General features: G+C 45.7%; 16 protein-coding genes and 1 other RNA gene. 12 read left to right on the top strand and 5 right to left on the bottom strand.

Going from position 1 to position 17,544, the window contains the following annotated elements; translation table 11 throughout:
* Positions 1-666 precede the first annotated feature (666 nt).
* The 4 genes from F453_RS0107235 to rnpB form a co-directional block, all read right to left on the bottom strand.
* Complete coding sequence (locus F453_RS0107235) at positions 667-1,065, bottom strand: YkvA family protein (protein WP_025790062.1); 399 nt, start codon at positions 1,063-1,065, stop codon at positions 667-669.
* 77 nt (positions 1,066-1,142) lie between these two features.
* Positions 1,143-1,547, bottom strand: coding sequence for a cytochrome C oxidase subunit IV family protein (locus F453_RS0107230; protein WP_009235720.1), 405 nt, complete (start codon positions 1,545-1,547; stop codon positions 1,143-1,145).
* Between the two features lie 39 nt (positions 1,548-1,586).
* On the bottom strand, positions 1,587-2,909 hold the full coding sequence (locus F453_RS0107225) for a YihY/virulence factor BrkB family protein (RefSeq protein ID WP_009235721.1): 1,323 nt from the start codon (positions 2,907-2,909) through the stop codon (positions 1,587-1,589).
* 24 nt (positions 2,910-2,933) lie between these two features.
* An RNA gene (gene rnpB, locus F453_RS14700) (RNase P RNA component class A) lies at positions 2,934-3,334 on the bottom strand.
* A 480-nt stretch (positions 3,335-3,814) separates the two neighbouring features.
* Here rnpB and serS point away from each other — a divergent pair.
* From serS to F453_RS0107160, 12 genes are all read left to right on the top strand, one after another.
* Positions 3,815-5,104: a serine--tRNA ligase gene (gene serS, locus F453_RS0107220; RefSeq protein ID WP_018967419.1), complete on the top strand. Its 1,290-nt coding sequence runs from the start codon at positions 3,815-3,817 to the stop codon at positions 5,102-5,104.
* A gap of 217 nt (positions 5,105-5,321) precedes the next feature.
* On the top strand, positions 5,322-7,685 hold the full coding sequence (locus F453_RS0107210; protein ID WP_018967417.1) for a bifunctional dihydroorotate dehydrogenase B NAD binding subunit/NADPH-dependent glutamate synthase: 2,364 nt from the start codon (positions 5,322-5,324) through the stop codon (positions 7,683-7,685).
* Between the two features lie 570 nt (positions 7,686-8,255).
* Positions 8,256-9,395, top strand: coding sequence for a hypothetical protein (locus F453_RS0107205; RefSeq protein ID WP_018967416.1), 1,140 nt, complete (start codon positions 8,256-8,258; stop codon positions 9,393-9,395).
* A 220-nt stretch (positions 9,396-9,615) separates the two neighbouring features.
* On the top strand, positions 9,616-10,488 hold the full coding sequence (locus tag F453_RS0107200; RefSeq protein ID WP_018967415.1) for a nucleoside phosphorylase: 873 nt from the start codon (positions 9,616-9,618) through the stop codon (positions 10,486-10,488).
* 4 nt (positions 10,489-10,492) lie between these two features.
* Positions 10,493-11,875 (top strand): tRNA uridine-5-carboxymethylaminomethyl(34) synthesis GTPase MnmE, encoded by a 1,383-nt coding sequence (gene mnmE, locus F453_RS0107195; RefSeq protein ID WP_018967414.1) that lies wholly within the window; start codon positions 10,493-10,495, stop codon positions 11,873-11,875.
* A gap of 216 nt (positions 11,876-12,091) precedes the next feature.
* Positions 12,092-13,258: a site-specific integrase gene (locus tag F453_RS0107190; RefSeq protein ID WP_018967413.1), complete on the top strand. Its 1,167-nt coding sequence runs from the start codon at positions 12,092-12,094 to the stop codon at positions 13,256-13,258.
* Positions 13,259-13,382: 124 nt separating this feature from the next.
* A complete protein-coding gene (locus F453_RS0107185) occupies positions 13,383-13,706 on the top strand; it encodes a hypothetical protein (protein WP_018967412.1) in 324 nt (107 codons plus the stop codon).
* A gap of 44 nt (positions 13,707-13,750) precedes the next feature.
* Complete coding sequence (locus tag F453_RS0107180) at positions 13,751-14,902, top strand: SNF2-related protein (RefSeq protein ID WP_234398612.1); 1,152 nt, start codon at positions 13,751-13,753, stop codon at positions 14,900-14,902.
* Positions 14,899-15,105, top strand: a complete 207-nt coding sequence (locus F453_RS0107175; protein WP_018967410.1) for an HP1-YO09 family phage-derived protein — start codon at positions 14,899-14,901, stop codon at positions 15,103-15,105. The genes F453_RS0107180 and F453_RS0107175 overlap by 4 nt, the downstream gene beginning before the upstream one ends.
* Entirely contained in the window at positions 15,102-16,358 is a 1,257-nt protein-coding gene (locus F453_RS0107170; protein WP_018967409.1) for a DUF3440 domain-containing protein, read from the top strand. Before F453_RS0107175 ends, F453_RS0107170 begins: the two co-directional genes overlap by 4 nt.
* Positions 16,359-16,360: 2 nt before the next feature.
* Complete coding sequence (locus F453_RS0107165) at positions 16,361-16,861, top strand: IbrB-like domain-containing protein (protein ID WP_018967408.1); 501 nt, start codon at positions 16,361-16,363, stop codon at positions 16,859-16,861.
* Positions 16,862-16,872: 11 nt separating this feature from the next.
* A complete protein-coding gene (locus F453_RS0107160) occupies positions 16,873-17,079 on the top strand; it encodes a helix-turn-helix domain-containing protein (RefSeq protein ID WP_018967407.1) in 207 nt (68 codons plus the stop codon).
* A gap of 54 nt (positions 17,080-17,133) precedes the next feature.
* Here the strand turns inward: F453_RS0107160 and F453_RS0107155 are convergent, their stop codons facing one another.
* The gene (locus tag F453_RS0107155) at positions 17,134-17,532 is read right to left on the bottom strand and encodes a hypothetical protein (RefSeq protein WP_018967406.1); all 399 of its coding nucleotides are present in this window, start codon (positions 17,530-17,532) and stop codon (positions 17,134-17,136) included.
* Positions 17,533-17,544: the final 12 nt, after the last annotated feature.

The raw sequence follows: 17,544 nt of genomic DNA, 5'->3' as shown, positions 1-17,544 counted from the left end.
AACAAAATTGGACTAGTAAAGAAATAACTATCTCGCCAACTAGTTCTACGCGACAGAAGGCATTACGATTGTGTTTTATCCCAACTCGGGTAAGCCTTTATGCCACTGTTAGCATAACGCGCCCTTCCCTACTCTCAACGTATTAACAATTGTTTGTTATCCTCAATTGGCATAGTTTCTCATCTTCTCAAGTTGCTCTTCATACCTATTTCAACATACAACGTATGTAATTTCATTCCAAGAGATTAGCCATAAAAACAAGCTTTTTTAGCATACCGTTCCGTTACAGCTACGATGTAAGGCTATTACACATAAAATATAGCCCTGTTACATATAAGATGTAACCCTATTACACATTACATGCAACAGGGCTACATCTTAGCGGTAAAAAACCACTATTTAATCTATTGATAAGCCATTAAATACCAATTGGTTACCAAAACGTATTTAACTGCATTCTATTTTAAGGAGAAAGTGTGCGAGTAAGTTCAAAACACGCTGGTTTAAAAAGCTATTTCGACAAAGTCGTTGGGTAGCAATAAGCATACTACCCCAACATCGTTATTGACGCGTTTACCTGTTAACAAGTTGGCAAGCATGCCAAACGGCACGTAAGACCAACAGTCTTAACCTCTAAACATCCTAACTCCTTAATCCCTCAAAAACTTACATGTTAATTGTATCGGCCTCTTTTACCTCTTCCTCATCAAACCATTTGGAGAGTTTTTCGTGGGCCTTTGCCTTCACATCTTCGGGTATATCGGTCCACACTTTACGCAAAACGTAGAGCAAAACGCCGAGGTCGTCGCCCAAACCAGCGATGGGAATGGCATCGGGGATAACGTCTAGCGGACTGATAAGATAGCCAAGGGCAGCCACTATCATTGTCTTGTCTTTCAGCGAAACCGTGTCGCTTTGCAACGTATAATACAAAATGAGGGCGGCATACACCAGTTTTGCACCAGCGCGCTTAGCAATTTTCGATATTTTCTCTATAAACCCGCTTTGCGTAAACTTATCTTTGTACGCCATAAAGTCGGGTAATTCTGTTTTCTGTTTTTCCATGTTGGAGATTGCTTTTGATTTAAAAATTGTTTTGGTTATCATATTAGCCACCTCGGCAAACACATTATTGCTTTCGGTCAGCTTTTATAATTCAGTACGTCTTCAATATAACGGTCAATGCGTTCATCAGCCATACGCTTCAACCGATGGTTTATGCGTGCCTTTACAAGCAGCTTCACCAGTCCAGCCAAGCAAAGGCCAATGGCTAAGGCCACAAAGATGGCCCAATTTCCACCAGGCATATCCTTTTGTGGAAAGGCCGAAAAGACAACGACGGGCAAAACAATCATTATACCCATGATGGTATATTGCGTGCGCTGCGACCCTGCACTGTCTAATATGGCTTGCTTATCTAACAGGTAATCTTCTATTTCGGTTTTCGTGAGATTATATTGCTCGGGTTGGGGAAAACCCGGAAAGCCACTCTCCACACGCATCTTACTCGACACGCGTTGTTCGAAATCCATCAGTTCTACATGCATAATCTATTGACTATTAATGATTAAACGGCAATACATCTCTTAAAGTTTGCTCAACGATATTTCGTCTAACTCACGAAGATATTTGCGCCTAAGTTTATAAAATTCAACCCATTCCTCGGTCTTAAGGTGCTTACGCACATCTAAATCGAGATTCCATTTGCCTGCCGACTCTAAGCGACTCATCATATAACCTAGAGTGAGATGTTTCAAAGAAACGGCCGGTTGGTACCTAGCCTGTGCATCCTTCTCATCACTAGCCACGTATGTAACGAGGTTGGCGTTTTGCATATCGAAGAGCAAATGTTGCACAATGCGCACGGGGATATTGGTTTCCAACTTCAATTCCACGGCTGTGTAGGCGGGCTTCCCTTCATCGAAGCGCTTGCATATCTTACCCAATATCAACGCACTAAGCATCATTCGGTAACGATAACTTAGGTCGTCCATCTGGCCAAGTAAGTCGAAGCTTTCCAAATTTTGGCTCGTATAGCTCAATTCGGCACCAAACAAGCATATAGTCCACGATATCTGAACCCACAGCATAAACAGCGGAAGGGCTGCAAACGAACCATAGATGGCATTATACGACGAGAGGAAGATTTGCGAATGGATGTAAAACACCTGCAATATCTGCATGGCGATACCCGAAAGGATACCTGGAAAGAAGGCGGCCGAAAATTTCACCTTGGTGTTGGGCATAAAGATGAATAGGCAAACAAATACTGCCGACATCAGCACATAAGGCATAACGGTGATGACAAGTCGCATCATGGGGCCCAATACCACGTATTCGTTAATGTCTTGTGCAAAGGTGGCCATCACGATTGAAACACCCGACGTTACCACAATGACGATGGGAACAAGGAAGAACATGGCCAAATAGTCGGTTATCGTACGGAAAAGACTACGCGGATGCTGAACTTGCCAAATGCTGTTGAAGGCTTTCTCGATGTTGCTGATAAGCATCAACACGGTAAACAGCATGAATATAAGGCCTATTCCAAGAAATACGCCGCCCTTGGTGTGTACAAGATACGAGTTGACAAACCCGATAATGGTTTCTGCCGCTTGTGGTTGGCTCGACAAGGCATCCCTAAACCACACCTCGATATACTTGGAAAAACCAAACCCACGAGCAATGGCGAACACCACGGCCACGATGGGTACGATGGCCAAAACTGTGCTATAAGTGAGTGCAGAGGCCAAATCGGTGACGCTTCGGGTGGTGAAAAACTTCACCGTAACTACTAAACGTTTCAACACCATTAGGCATACATAGACCAATGGCGACACGTCTTCGCGCCGTATCTGCCACATCTCTACCTTGAAAAACATGCGGATGGTGTTTAATGTCTTCTTCATAAGCAAAAGCGAAAAAAGCAAAAAGAAAGCAGTGGCCCTATAAGCCGGGTTCTGTACTTCTATGCCTCGTAGGCGAAAAAGTGCCTGCCATTTATCTAGACCATAGGTCGCCCCATGGCTCAAGCATTCTACCCTCCATCGTAAACAAGTTTCAGGCGGACAACCTTCAAACGATGGTATACGCGAACTTGCAGCTCCCAGAAGGTACAACCCGATGATCACCCATCGGTTGGTGGTCTCTTACACCGCCTTCTCACCCTTACCCCAACACGTACGCTACAAATAGGTGCGTGAGGGGGCGGTTATTTTCTTCTACCTTTACCTGTTGTCGCCAACAGCTTCCATTTTCAGAAGTGGGATGTCCTATGCTGCCCGGACTTTCCTCTCGCATCATCAAGATGCCAGCGGCAGAGCCGGACCACTGCCTTTTAGGTTGCAAATATAGCCATTTTTTGGCGGATTTTATGCAAAAGCATGACAGAAAATGTTACAGTTCAATAAAAAAGCCATATTATTGAACGCTTTTGTAGCAATTTGTTGACGAACGTAGATGCATAGGTAACAATGCGTTAACAAGCTAACAGACAAATAAACGAACAAGAAATAAGGTGAATAAGACATGGTGTGGCTACTTATGAAAGGCGTAACACCTGCAAAAGGGATGCGAATTAAAATTGTAAAATCACCGTATCATTTGAAACCTATACCATAATCTACCCACCAACATGACAACGATATGCGCACAATAGCCATCAAAATGTAATCCAGCAACAGCTACCACACACAGCGAAATCAAGCAAAAACATCAACTTATCGACGACAGAATATCCGCTTTTTTTTGCAGGAAACAAATAAATTAGTATATTTGCGAGCAATTTATAACGTTAAATACAAAACAAGAAAGAATGCTTACACTTAAACTCATCAGTGAGGAAACTGAACGTGTGATTAAGGGTTTAGAGAAAAAACACTTTAAGGGAGCAAGAGAAGCTGTCGAAAAGGTGCTTGAAACCGACAAGCGCAGGCGCGAAGCTCAACAGAAGTTGGACAAAAACAAACAAGAAGCAAATAGCATGTCGAAACAAATTGGCATGCTGATGAAAGACGGCAAGACACAAGAAGCCGAAGAAGTGAAGGCTAAGGTTGCCGTATATAAGGAGAACGACAAACAGTTGCAAACGCTCATGGCCGAAGCCGAACAAGAATTGACGGCCTTGTTGTGTAACATTCCCAACATACCGGCCGACAATGTGCCCGAAGGAAAAGACGCTAACGACAACGTGGTGGTGAAAGAAGGCGGCGTTATTCCGCAACTTCCCGAAGATGCTTTATGCCATTGGGACCTCTGTAAGAAATATAATCTCATCGACTTCGACCTTGGTGTTAAGATCACTGGCGCAGGTTTCCCTATATATATAGGTAAGATGGCCCGCTTGCAACGTGCCTTAGAGGCTTTCTTTCTTGAAGAAGCGCGCAAAAGCGGATACCTCGAAGTGCAACCGCCATTGGTGGTTAACCAAGCATCGGGTTACGGAACGGGACAGCTTCCCGATAAAGAGGGGCAGATGTATCACGCCGAACAAGACGACCTTTACCTCATCCCCACGGCCGAAGTGCCTGTTACCAACATCTTCCGCGATGTTATTCTCGACGAGAAAGACCTCCCCGTGATGCGTTGTGCCTATTCGGCATGCTTCCGCAGAGAGGCTGGTTCGTATGGAAAAGATGTGCGCGGATTGAACAGACTGCACCAATTCGACAAGGTGGAGATTGTACGCATCGACAAACCTGAGCACTCGCACGAGTCGCACAAGAAGATGTTGGAACATGTTGAGGGACTGCTTCAAAAGCTAGAACTACCCTATCACATCCTGCTATTGTGTGGTGGTGACATGAGTTTCACCGCTTCTATCTGCTACGACTTCGAAGTTTGGAGCGCAGCACAGAAGCGTTGGTTGGAGGTTTCGTCGGTATCTAACTTCGAAAGCTATCAAGCCAACCGCCTGAAATGTAGGTATAGACACACCGAAGACAAGAAGATTGAACTTTGCCACACGCTCAACGGATCGGCACTTGCCCTTCCGCGTATCGTGGCAGCCATCATCGAGAACAACCAAACACCCGAAGGTATCCGCGTTCCGAAGGTGTTAGTACCCTATTGTGGGTTCGAAATGCTCGACGACAAGAACTTCTAGTTGCCTTGCCCATGGCCATTAGCATGGCCAACGATGGGTTTGAACGCAACAAGACACTATCACAAAGGCGCCCCAAAGCGCAAAAACAAAAACATTAGAAACACTCTGGGCGGTGCTCGCCTTATTAATAAGGAGGGCACCGCATCGGGGTTTCAAACCAAAACACAACCTGCGACTTGTATATTTAACATAAACAATCAACATCATTTGCAAGGCCATGAATAAGATTATTAGAAAAGAACAGTTCTCCGAAAAGGTATATCGCTTCGATATTGAGGCTCCACTGATTGCCAAAAGTAGAAAGGCCGGAAACTTTGTTATCGTAAGAGTAGGCGACAAAGGCGAGCGTATGCCGCTCACCATTGCCGATGCCGACACGACGAAAGGCACAATCACACTCGTGGTGCAAAAGGTTGGCCTCTCGTCTATTAAGCTATGCAACCTCAACGAGGGAGAATACGTCACCGATGTGGTTGGTCCGTTGGGCAATCCTACGCATATCGAGAACTTCGGAACGGTTATCTGCGCAGGCGGTGGCGTGGGTGTGGCACCCATGTTGCCCATCATTCGTGCGCTAAAAGCAGCTGGAAACCGTGTACTATCCGTATTGGCAGGACGTTCGAAAGACCTTATTATATTAGAAGACGAAGTGAGGCAGAGCTCTGACGAAGTGATTATCATGACCGATGATGGATCTTATGGCGAGCAAGGCGTTGTAACCGTGGGCATGGAAAAGTTCATTAATGCCGAGCATATAGACCGTGCCTTCGCCATCGGACCTGCCATCATGATGAAGTTTTGCTGCCTACTCACCCAGAAATACAACATTCCCACCGACGTTTCGCTTAACACCATCATGGTAGACGGTACGGGAATGTGTGGCGCATGCAGACTCACCATTGGCGGAAAGACCAAGTTTGTTTGTATAGATGGCCCTGAATTTGATGGCGCTTTGGTTGATTGGGACGAGATGTTCAAACGTATGGGCACGTTCAAGAAGGCCGAGAGCGATGAGTTGCAACGTTATAACAAACACATCGAACAGGTAGAAGAGCGAGCTACTCAAGTCGCTTCGGACATCACCATGGACGTAGAGCCTACCACAGAGGGAATAGACGTGCTGACAGACCGCAATGCCGAATGGCGAAAAGAGTTGCGGGCAAGCATGAAACCCAAAGAACGAACGGGCATTCACCGCGTGGAAATGCCCGAACTAGACCCCGTTTATCGTGCTACTTCGCGTATTGAGGAGGTGAATAAGGGACTAACGAAAGAGCTGGCCTTAGTGGAAGCCAAGCGTTGTTTAGACTGCGCCAAGCCCACATGCATGGAAGGCTGTCCCGTTAGCATCAATATACCCTCGTTTATCAAAAACATTGAGCGTGGCCAGTTCCTTGCAGCAGCCAAGGTACTTAAAGATACGTCGGCCTTACCTGCCGTTTGCGGTCGTGTCTGTCCGCAAGAAAAGCAGTGCGAAAGCCGTTGTGTACACCTCAAGATGAACGAACCAGCAGTGGCTATAGGCTATTTGGAACGCTTTGCAGCCGACTACGAACGCGAAAGCGGCAACATCTCCGTACCCGAATTGGCACCTGCCAACGGCATAAAGATAGCTGTCGTGGGTTCAGGACCTGCTGGTTTGAGTTTCGCGGGCGATATGGCTAAGTACGGTTATGACGTTACCGTGTTCGAAGCCTTGCACGAAATAGGTGGCGTTTTGAAATATGGCATACCCGAGTTTAGGCTTCCCAACAAGATTGTAGACGTGGAAATAGACAACCTTAAAAAGATGGGGGTGAAGTTTATCACCGACTGCATTGTTGGAAAGACCATCTCCGTAGACGACTTGGAAGAGCAAGGATACAAGGGTATCTTTGTTGGTTCGGGTGCTGGATTACCTAATTTCATGGGCATACCTGGCGAAAACGCCATCAATATCATGTCGTCTAACGAATATCTTACGCGTGTTAACCTCATGGACGCTGCAAATCCCAACACCGATACACCCATAAATCTAGGCAAACGCGTAATGGTTGTGGGCGGTGGTAACACTGCCATGGACTCATGTCGCACAGCCAAGCGCCTTGGAGCAGAGGTTACACTGGTTTATAGGCGTTCGGAAGCGGAGATGCCAGCCCGACTTGAAGAGGTGAAACACGCCAAAGAAGAGGGCATCGACTTCCTAACGCTGCACAATCCGCTTGAATATCTAGCCGACGAACAAGGTGCAGTGAAAGCCGCAGTGCTGCAAGTGATGGAGCTAGGCGAACCCGACGCTAGCGGAAGACGTAGTCCGCAGCCCATCGAAGGCGTTACGAAGACGCTTGATGTTGACCAAGTGATTGTTGCTGTGGGCGTTTCGCCCAACCCGCTTGTGCCCAATTCCATTCGCGGACTTGAACTAGGACGCAAAAATACCATTGCAGTGAACGAAGGCATGCAATCTAGTCGCCCCGAAATATACGCAGGAGGTGACATCGTTCGCGGTGGTGCAACGGTTATCTTAGCCATGGGCGATGGTAGAAAAGCTGCCGCCAGCATGCACAAACAACTGTCTGAAGAGTTGCAGCCCGCTAACTAAGCCTGCGCAGCAACCCCTTAGTTTCGATACAACGCAGCGTTTTAACGACTGCATAACCCCCTTGCTTATGTTGCCTTTTCGGACAATTTGTTTCCGAAAAGGCAACATTGCGTTCACCCATTTCCTTCTTCTACTGAAGTTTTATTCGTAACACAACCTGCCTCTACCCCACTCCATATTCATTAAAGCTAGGTTATCGCGCTTCATATTCAAGGCACGACAACGTCTAGTTTCATAATCGCAAATATACTGATTACCAACAAAATACGCTTTCATCAAAACCTATAGCATCCCGTTTTATCGTTCATGGAAGCGTACAGAGGCCTTTGTACTGCCACTACAAACCTTTTGTAGTGTGACTACAAGCCTTCTGTACTGACACTACAAGCCTTTTGTAGCGTGACTACAAGCCTTTTGTAGTGGGGCTACAAACCGTTTGTACTGATACAAACAAAATCTTCGTATGACCACATCTTATATGGAAAGCAAACCAAAAATCAAGATAAATACTGTCAATCGTTACGTTAACTTGTATAAAATGCTTAACTTTGCGGTATAATCTAGACGAAAATGAAGAAAAGATATTTTGCGTTCATGCTCATGATGGCTTGTTTGTGCACCGCCAGTTACGCCCAAAGGAAGAAGGTGAAGACTGCACCTAAGCCCAAACCACAGCCTGTGCAACTCAGCGCGGCTGAATTGCTGTATCGCAATATGCTGGGAGCAACGGCCAAGGTGATGTTCATAGACAGCGTTGTTGTGGAAAAATCGCTTTTCCTTTCAAGCATTCCGCTGAACCCAGAGGCAGGAACATTAACATCGTACCCTGCGTTCTTCAAGGTACACAAGTGCCTAGACGGAGCCGTTTACGAGAACGAATTTAAGAACACCATCTATTATTCGGAAGGCGACTCAACACGCAGGACGGGCATTTACACATCCGACCGCATCGGTACGGAGTGGAGCGAGCCGCAAAGACTTAGCGAAATTGGCGACGAATTTGAACAACAAAACTACCCTTTCCTCATGGCCGACGGCATAACCTTGTTTTTCTCAGCCAAAGGAGCTAACAGTTTGGGGGGCTACGACCTCTTTATGACACGCAAAGACGGAGAAACGGGTAAGTTTTTTCAACCCGAAAACTACGGAATGCCATTTAACTCTACCGCCAACGATTATCTGTTGGCTATCGACGAGATGGACAACCTGGGCTGGTTAGTAAGTGACAGGTTTCAACCCGAAGGCAAAGTGTGCATCTACACATTTGTGCCCACTGCGCAACGCATGTCGTTCAAAGAGGGCGAAGTGAGCCAACAGCAATTGGAATCGTACGCCAAACTGACCAATATTGCCCAAACATGGACATTTGGAAATAGGGCTAGTGCCTTGAAAAGTATCGAAGCACTTAAGGCACGCAGTGCGAAAACAGCAAAAACATCAGCTTTCCGCTTCCCCATCAACGACGCGAAAGTGTACACTTCCCTATCCGACTTCAAAACAAAGCAAGGTAAGGAACTGTATATGGAACTCACCGAGCTGTATAAAAGACAGGCCAAAGCCATAGAAACGCTTGAAGAAAAACGCGCCTCATACCACAAGGGACGCTACAAAGAGGCCGAAGCCATCAGGGCTTTAGAGAAAACCGTGGAGCAACTAAACGCCAAAGTACACGCTACGGAGAAGGCTATCAGAAACAGCGAGAACAAGTAGAACCACGCATATAGCGAGGTTTTGCATGAACTTAGAAAATTATGAGCCTACAAATTCATGAGCTCAAAAACTTACGTACTCATAAGTTCACGAACTTACGTACTCATAAACTCATGAACTTACGTACTCATAAACTCACAAACTTATGAACTCATAAACTCACGAACTCATAAGCTCATGAACTTACAACCGCATTCACACCTTTAATTAATTCAATATTATGCCTAAATTCTTTGCCGAGTCTGAACTCATTATCAACAGAGACGGAAGCATTTTCCATCTTCACGTAAAGCCGGAACAACTAGCCGACAAGGTTATATTAGTGGGCGACCCTGGAAGGGTGTCGCTTGTTGCCTCGCATTTTGATAACCAAGAGTGCGACATTGAGAGTCGCGAATTCCATACCATCACAGGAACCTATCGCGGGAAGCGTATCTCTGTGGTGAGCACGGGTATTGGATGCGATAACATTGACATTGTTCTTAACGAACTAGATGCACTCGCCAACATCGACTTTACAACCCGAACGGAAAAAGAACAGTTGAGAAAACTCACCTTAGTGAGGATTGGCACCTGTGGTGGACTGCAAGAATACACACCCGTGGGAACGTTCATCGCTAGCGAAAAGAGCATTGGTTTTGATGGTTTGCTGAACTTCTACAGCGGGCGTAACGATGTTTGCGACCTACCTTTCGAAGAAGCCTTCAAGCAACACATGCAATGGAATCCGCAATTATGCGCTCCCTACGTTATCGATGCTGACAAAGAGACACTCGAGCGCATAGCTGGAGACGAGATGGTGCGGGGCGTAACTATCGCCTGCGGTGGCTTTTTCGGTCCACAAGGCCGAGAATTGCGCATACCATTGGCTGATCCTAAGCAAAACGAAAAGGTTGAAAGTTTTGAATATAACGGCCATCGTATCACCAATTTTGAGATGGAAAGCAGCGCATTGGCAGGTCTTGCCCGTCTGATGGGTCATAAAGCCGTAACCTGTTGCATGGTGATTGCCAACAGACGAGCCAAAAACGTGAATGCCAATTACAAGAACTCGATAGACGAACTAATAAAACTGGTGCTCGAAAGGATTTAAAGAGATGCAAGCCCTATTAAACGACCGTCAAACCATTTGTGCCTTGGCCACTTCTGCTGGAGGGGCTTTAGGAGTGATTCGCGTATCGGGCAGCGATGCCATTGACATCGTAGACCATGCCTTTAAAGCTCCCAAAGGTAAAAGTTTGCATACTCTCCCTGCGCAGACGGTGCAATACGGACATATCGTTGACGAAAGGGCGCACCCCATTGACGAAGTGCTGGTTACGTGTTTTCACGCTCCGCACTCGTACACGGGCGAAAACTCGGTGGAGATTTCGTGCCATGGCTCTACTTATATACTAAACGAAGTTCTGAAGCTTTTGGTGAGGTTGGGATGCCGACAAGCGCAACCAGGAGAGTTTACACTGCGTGCTTTCCTTAACGGAAAGATGGATTTGAGCCAAGCCGAAGCAGTGGCCGACCTCATCGCAGCCACCAATAGGGCCAGTGCGCAATTGGCTTTGGGACAGCTTCGTGGTCATTTCTCGGGCGAACTGTCTACTCTAAGGGATAAGTTGCTGCATATCACGTCGCTAATAGAACTGGAACTAGACTTCAGCGACCAAGATGTGACCTTTGCCGACCGTCAAGAATTGCAAGCCTTAGCCGAAGAAATTCGTACGAAAATAGCATCACTCGCCACCTCGTTCGAAACCGGGAGGGCAATAAAGGCAGGCATATCGGTGGCCATCGTGGGTAAAACCAATGTTGGGAAAAGCACTTTGCTTAACCGATTGCTAAAAGAAGAGCGCGCCATCGTTAGCGACATTCATGGCACTACGCGCGACGTGATTGAAGATACGATACAGATTAATGGCATCAACTTCCGCTTCATCGACACGGCTGGAATAAGAAAGACAAGCGACGAGATTGAGTCGCTGGGCATAGAACGCACTTACCAAAAGCTCACAGAAGCTGCTGTCGTGTTATGGGTGATAGACAAAGCACCCTCGCTAAGCGAGATAGAAGAGATGGATGCGCACACGCGTGGCAAACGCCTCATCGTGGTTTCAAACAAAACCGATGAGCAATCGTTCGTCTTCCCCACTTTCTCGTGGACCGAACAGCCCACATTCGTATCTGTTTCGGCCAAGTTCAACACCAACATCGAAACCTTAGAAACCAGCATTTACAACGCGGCCAATATCCCCGAAATACACGAAAACGACGTTGTTGTTACCAACGTGCGCCACTACGAGGCCCTAACCCACGCCCTCGCAAGCATCCAACGCGTTCTCGACGGCATCGCTCTCGACCTCAGTGGCGACCTTCTTTCTGAAGACCTACGCCAATGCCTGCACTTCTTAGCTGAAATCACAGGGGGCGGCATCACCTCTAATGAGGTACTTGGAAACATATTTAAGCACTTTTGCATCGGAAAGTAAAGCTACTTTTTATTTAAAAACAAAACGCACGTCATTAGCTGCCTAGCGCACGCCAGTAGCCTATTATGAGGGGATTTTATGATGGTTAAGAAAAATAAAATATATCGCCATCATGCTATATGTATGCCATCAATATGCTATATTTGTGTTGCCAGTTTGTTACTTCCTTTAAAAGTCGGTAACAAAGTCACATATTAAACGCAAATAAACCAAGTTATGAAAGGAATAAAAGAACCGATAAGGCTGCGGCAGAAGAAATTGGCTAACGGCAGCATCAGCCTGTATCTAGACATTTACAGAAATGGTAAGCGCGAATATGAATTCTTGAAAATGTACCTAATTCCTGAAAGGAGCAAGGCAGACAAGGAGACGAATAGACAGACGCTGCAATTGGCTAATTCCATCAAGTCAAAGCGCATTGTTGCCCTACAAAATGGAGAATACGACTTTAACGACCACTACAACGCCGAAGTCCTGTTCTATGACTATTACCGCGCCATGTGTGCGAAGCGGCGTGGCAACGAAGAAAGCAGGGGAAATTGGGGCAACTGGTATTCATGCCTACGACACATGCTGAAATATGAGCCGAACGAGAGAATAACGTTTGCCCAAATAACGCCCGAATGGGTGCAGGGATTTAAAGACTACCTTGAACATGACGCGGTAGCATGGGGTAACGATTACCGCAAGCGGATAAAGGACAAGCCATTGGCACGAAATTCAAAGCTGTCCTATTTCAATAAGTTGCGCGCATGCCTTAACCAAGCCTTTGAAGAGCGAGTTATTCCCTACAATCCGATGCGGGGCGTTGAAAGCTTCAAGCCAGAAGACGGAATGCGCATGTATCTGACGCTTGAAGAGGTACGGAAGCTTGCTCAGACTGATTGCGAATATCCTAACATCAAGCGTGCATTTCTATTCTCATGCTTGACAGGCCTACGCAGAAGCGACATTATACGTATGACGTGGAGCGAGGTATTTCAACAGGGTGAATATACGCGCATTATTTTCAAGCAGAAGAAGACGAACGGACAAGAGTACTTGGACATTACAGGACAGGCAGCCGAACTGATGGGGAGGCGTGGGCGACCCGAAGAACATGTTTTTGACGAAATACACTCTCCTACTTGTACGAATACAGCTATCCGCGAGTGGGTGCTGCGTGCTGGCATCAATAAAAAGATAACGTTCCATTGCGCGCGCCATACGTTCGCCGTGATGATGTTAGACCTCGGCACGGATATATACACGGTGTCAAAACTACTTGGCCATCGGGAATTGTCCACGACACAGATATACGCTAAGGTGCTGGACAAAAACAAGCAAAAGGCGGTCTCAAACATCCCGAATATTATCAGGCAAGACAAACAAACGTTAAAATAACCATCTCTTAAGAAAAATAACGGTGTAATATTTGGTACTATCTGGTTTTATTTGTATCTTTGCAGTGTCATTTAAAACAATAACCATTTAGAACAGGGCGGCAACCTATAAGCGGCATAAGAGAATGGGAAAGACACTTTGTTACTCGGTTAGGCTTGAAAGCCTGACAACGATTTCCGAAAAAGCATACCGCGCTCGGTCTTTCGACGGAAGAGAAGACATTATTCCGAAATCGTGCGTCTTTGGACAAGATTTCGATGTCGAAAAAAGTGAGGCTTTTTGGATTTCTGCATGGATACTGCCTAAGAAGAAGATACAATATAGCGATAAAAAACAGCGCTGGTTTGGTGAAGATGGAAAGATGTTACCGACATATAAGGTTGAACATCACAAACCAAAGGAAATTAAACCATTGGAAAACAATACCATAACCGACTTGGCTAAATGAAAGACGGCCTAATGTCCAACCAATCGGAATGCTTAAAACACCTGATGGATTGGAAAGTCGGAGCAATCTTCATGGATGCAGGCACGGGCAAGACCCGTGTCGCCATGGAGATTATTAAATGCTCGTCATGCGATATGGTAGTGTGGATTGCGCCACTGCGGACTATCCCAAACTTAAAGGATGAAATAGGCAGGTGGGGCGGATTGGGGTGTTCAGAGCACTATTTCGGGATAGAGAGTATCGGACAATCGGACAGGATATACATGCAGGTTGTCAACTTGCTTGAAAATAACAGAAGTGTCTTTGTGGTGGTGGATGAGAGCCTGAAAATTAAGAATATGGAGGCAAAGAGAACCAAGAGGTTGCTCGTGTTGTCAAAAATGGTCGAGTTCAAGTTGATATTGAATGGGACACCATTGAGCAGGAATTTGCTAGACCTGTGGGCGCAAATGGAGTTCCTTCATCCGCGCATCTTAAATATGGACTTCTGTACATTCAAGAATACGTTTTGTGATTATACCACAATAACGAAGACACAAGGTAGGAAACGGATAACTCGTGAGTTTATTAATGGGTATGAAAATATCGACTACCTATACTCGTTAATTGGTCATTACGTCTACCGATGCGACTTGAAGCTTAATGTTGCCCAGCAATATCAAGTTATTAGATACACGGTTGGCGAAAGGGAGAAAGAGCTGTATGATGAAATAAAAGAAAAGTTTCTTGACGATGAAACACTTGAATTTCGTAACAACAATATATTCCTTGAAATGACGCAGAAAATGCAACATGCGTATTGCTGTACACAAGATAAGTTCAACAAGCTGGATGTGCTTTTTAGCACGATACCACAAGAGGAGACAATTATCTTCTGTAAGTATGTTGACAGCAGGCATGAATGTGAAAACAGATACCGCAAGTCCAAGGTACTTTCATATCAAAAGGAGGCGTTTGGCCTCAACTTACAAAAATACCGCTATACGGTATATTTCGACAAGATATGGGACTACGCCTTACGGGTGCAGTCGTCGAGGCGTACATATCGTACGGGGCAGACTTTCGACTGTCTGTATTACGACTTAACAGGAAATGTCGGATTGGAAATGCTAATAGACCGAAACATTGAAAAGAAAATTTCGATGACAGAGTATTTCAAAAGGAAAACAAAGGAAGAAATAAAGGAAGACCTATGAAAAAATTCAATCTAAAAGAGGCGAAAATGGGTGCAGAGACCTGCACCAAAGACGGCAAGCCAATAAGAATATTGGCTTTTGACAGGGATAGCCGCGTCTTTCCTATTGTGGCACTTATCGATAACAAGCGCGTGTGTTGTTATACTGCCGAGGGGAAGTACTATGTGGACAAGACATCGGATTATGACATTATGATGGTATGAATGTATTTGAAGCAGCACAGAAAAGAATAAACATCATATTTGATAATTTCAAGTATGTCTATGTGTCGTTTAGTGGCGGTAAGGATAGTGGCGTATTGCTGGAACTGTGCGCTAAGGTTGCAAAGGAACGCGGTATGCGTTTCGGCATTTTCCACATGGATTATGAGGCGCAGTACACTATGACGACGGATTATGTTACGCGCACTCTTGGACGCTTTGCTGATATTGCAGACATTTATCACGTCTGCGTGCCTTTCAAAGTTACAACCTGCACGAGTATGTTTCAATCGTTTTGGCGCCCCTACGACCCCGAGAAGCGCGATTTGTGGGTAAAGGATATGCCGCCAAAGGCAATGACGGCCGCGGATTTCCCTTTTTTCCAAAAGCGAATGTGGGATTATGCCTTTCAAGACGCCTTTGGCGATTGGTTGGCAGAACAGCATGAAAGTGTCTGCTGCCTTTTAGGCATTCGCACGGACGAAAGCCTTAACAGATGGCGTGCTGTACATAGCGACAGGAATTATAAGACATGGAACGGGCATGAATGGTCGAATACGGCCAACAATTGCATTACGGCATATCCCATACACGACTGGACGACCGAGGACGTATGGACGGCCAACGCTAAGAACATGTGGGACTACAACCGCCTATATGACTTATTCTACTATGCGGGCGTACCACTGCATAAACAACGTGTTGCCTCCCCTTTCATTAGTGAGGGCGTTGAGGCGTTACGTTTGTATCAGGTTATTGAACCTGATACATGGGGCAAGCTCGTCGGGCGTGTCAATGGCGTTAACTTTGCAGGACTGTATGGAGGCACGACGGCTATGGGTTGGAAGAAGATAACCAAGCCGTCCCATTTCACGTGGGAGGAGTACATGTATTTCCTACTTGGCACCTTGCCGCCAAAGACAAGGCAGAATTATCTCGACAAGCTTGCAACAAGCGTAAGGTTTTGGAGGGAGCGTGGAGGCTGTCTTGATGAAAATACCATTGCAAAACTTCGCGCTGCTGGTGTTAAGGTTGATGTAGGCGACACGACGAACTACAAGACAACAAAGAAGCCTGTCCGCATGGAGTACCAAGAGGACTACGAGGGTAAAAACTTCAAGGATATTCCAACGTATAAGAGGATGTGCATCTGCATCATAAAGAACGACCACCTTTGTAAGTACATGGGCTTTTCGCTTACAAAGGATGAGATGGAAAGAAGAAAAGCCATACAAGAAAAATATAAAGACCTATAAATATGAACTCGCCAGTGTACAATGTACAGGCCGTACCTATTGAATTGATACAGGCCAATAGTTATAACCCCAATGCGGTAGCCCCTCCTGAGATGAGGCTTTTGTATGAAAGCATCAAAGAGGACGGCTACACGATGCCTATAGTTTGTTATAAACTCCCTAATGGGAAATATGAAATTGTGGACGGGTATCATCGCTATACGGTGATGCTTAGGCACAAGGACATCTACGAACGAGAGGGCGGAAAGTTGCCAGTCGTTGTGATTGACAAGGACGTGAGCAATCGTATGGCATCCACTATCCGACACAACCGTGCACGTGGGCAGCATTCCGTTGAGTTAATGATGAACATTGTCGGAGAATTGAAAAAGGCTGGCATGAGTGACGCGTGGATAATGAAAGAAATCGGTATGGACGCCGATGAACTTCTGCGATATAAGCAACTTTCGGGACTAGCCGAGATGTTTAAGGATAGAGATTATTCAAAAGCCAACAAGGTATAATAAATAGATATATGGACAAGGTGAAAGAAAGGATTCGTATTGGGCAAAGAATAGCCGAAATACGAAAGGAAGTCGGGTTGTCTCAGACTCAACTAGGCAACAAGTGCGGTATTGAAAGGTGTCACATCAGCCGTATAGAACAAGGTAAATATAGTGTAGGGCTCGACACTCTTGCAACGATTGCGGAGGCGATGGGTAAAACATTAGATTTTGTTTGATTTAAATTGAGGGTGTAACCAAAATAAAATGGTAGTTACACCCTCTTTTTTTTGTCAGTAAATACCTTTTGCCCTTATCTTCGCCTCCCATTCTCCACTGCTGCCCTTGCGCACCTGAACCTGCGTCAGTGCATTTCCTCGCGCAATGTATATGCTTCCGTCAGAATAAGCGTATAAGAATGATTTTGAAAATCGCTTCTTATAGATTTTATTCCCGTTTTCATCCCATACCGTCACCTTAATGCCCTCCACAAACAAGTCTCCGAGTTCGGCAGCCTTTAATTCTATGGTAGCGTTGTGGTAGACTTCTTTTTCTATGACAACAACACCGCACTCCCTCTCGACAGTCACGCCGAATGTCGGACTTGCCGTTTCTTCTACCTGTTTGCCGCCCTTTGCCGCAGTACTGATAAAAAAGCACATCAAAAACAAGATTGTAAATATCCCTTTCATACTAAATGCGTT

The organism is Hoylesella loescheii DSM 19665 = JCM 12249 = ATCC 15930, from assembly GCF_000378085.1.
Classification (GTDB): domain Bacteria; phylum Bacteroidota; class Bacteroidia; order Bacteroidales; family Bacteroidaceae; genus Prevotella; species Prevotella loescheii.
The sequence above is the reverse complement of the archived record's forward strand: the minus strand, read 5'-3'. Positions and strand labels throughout refer to the sequence as shown.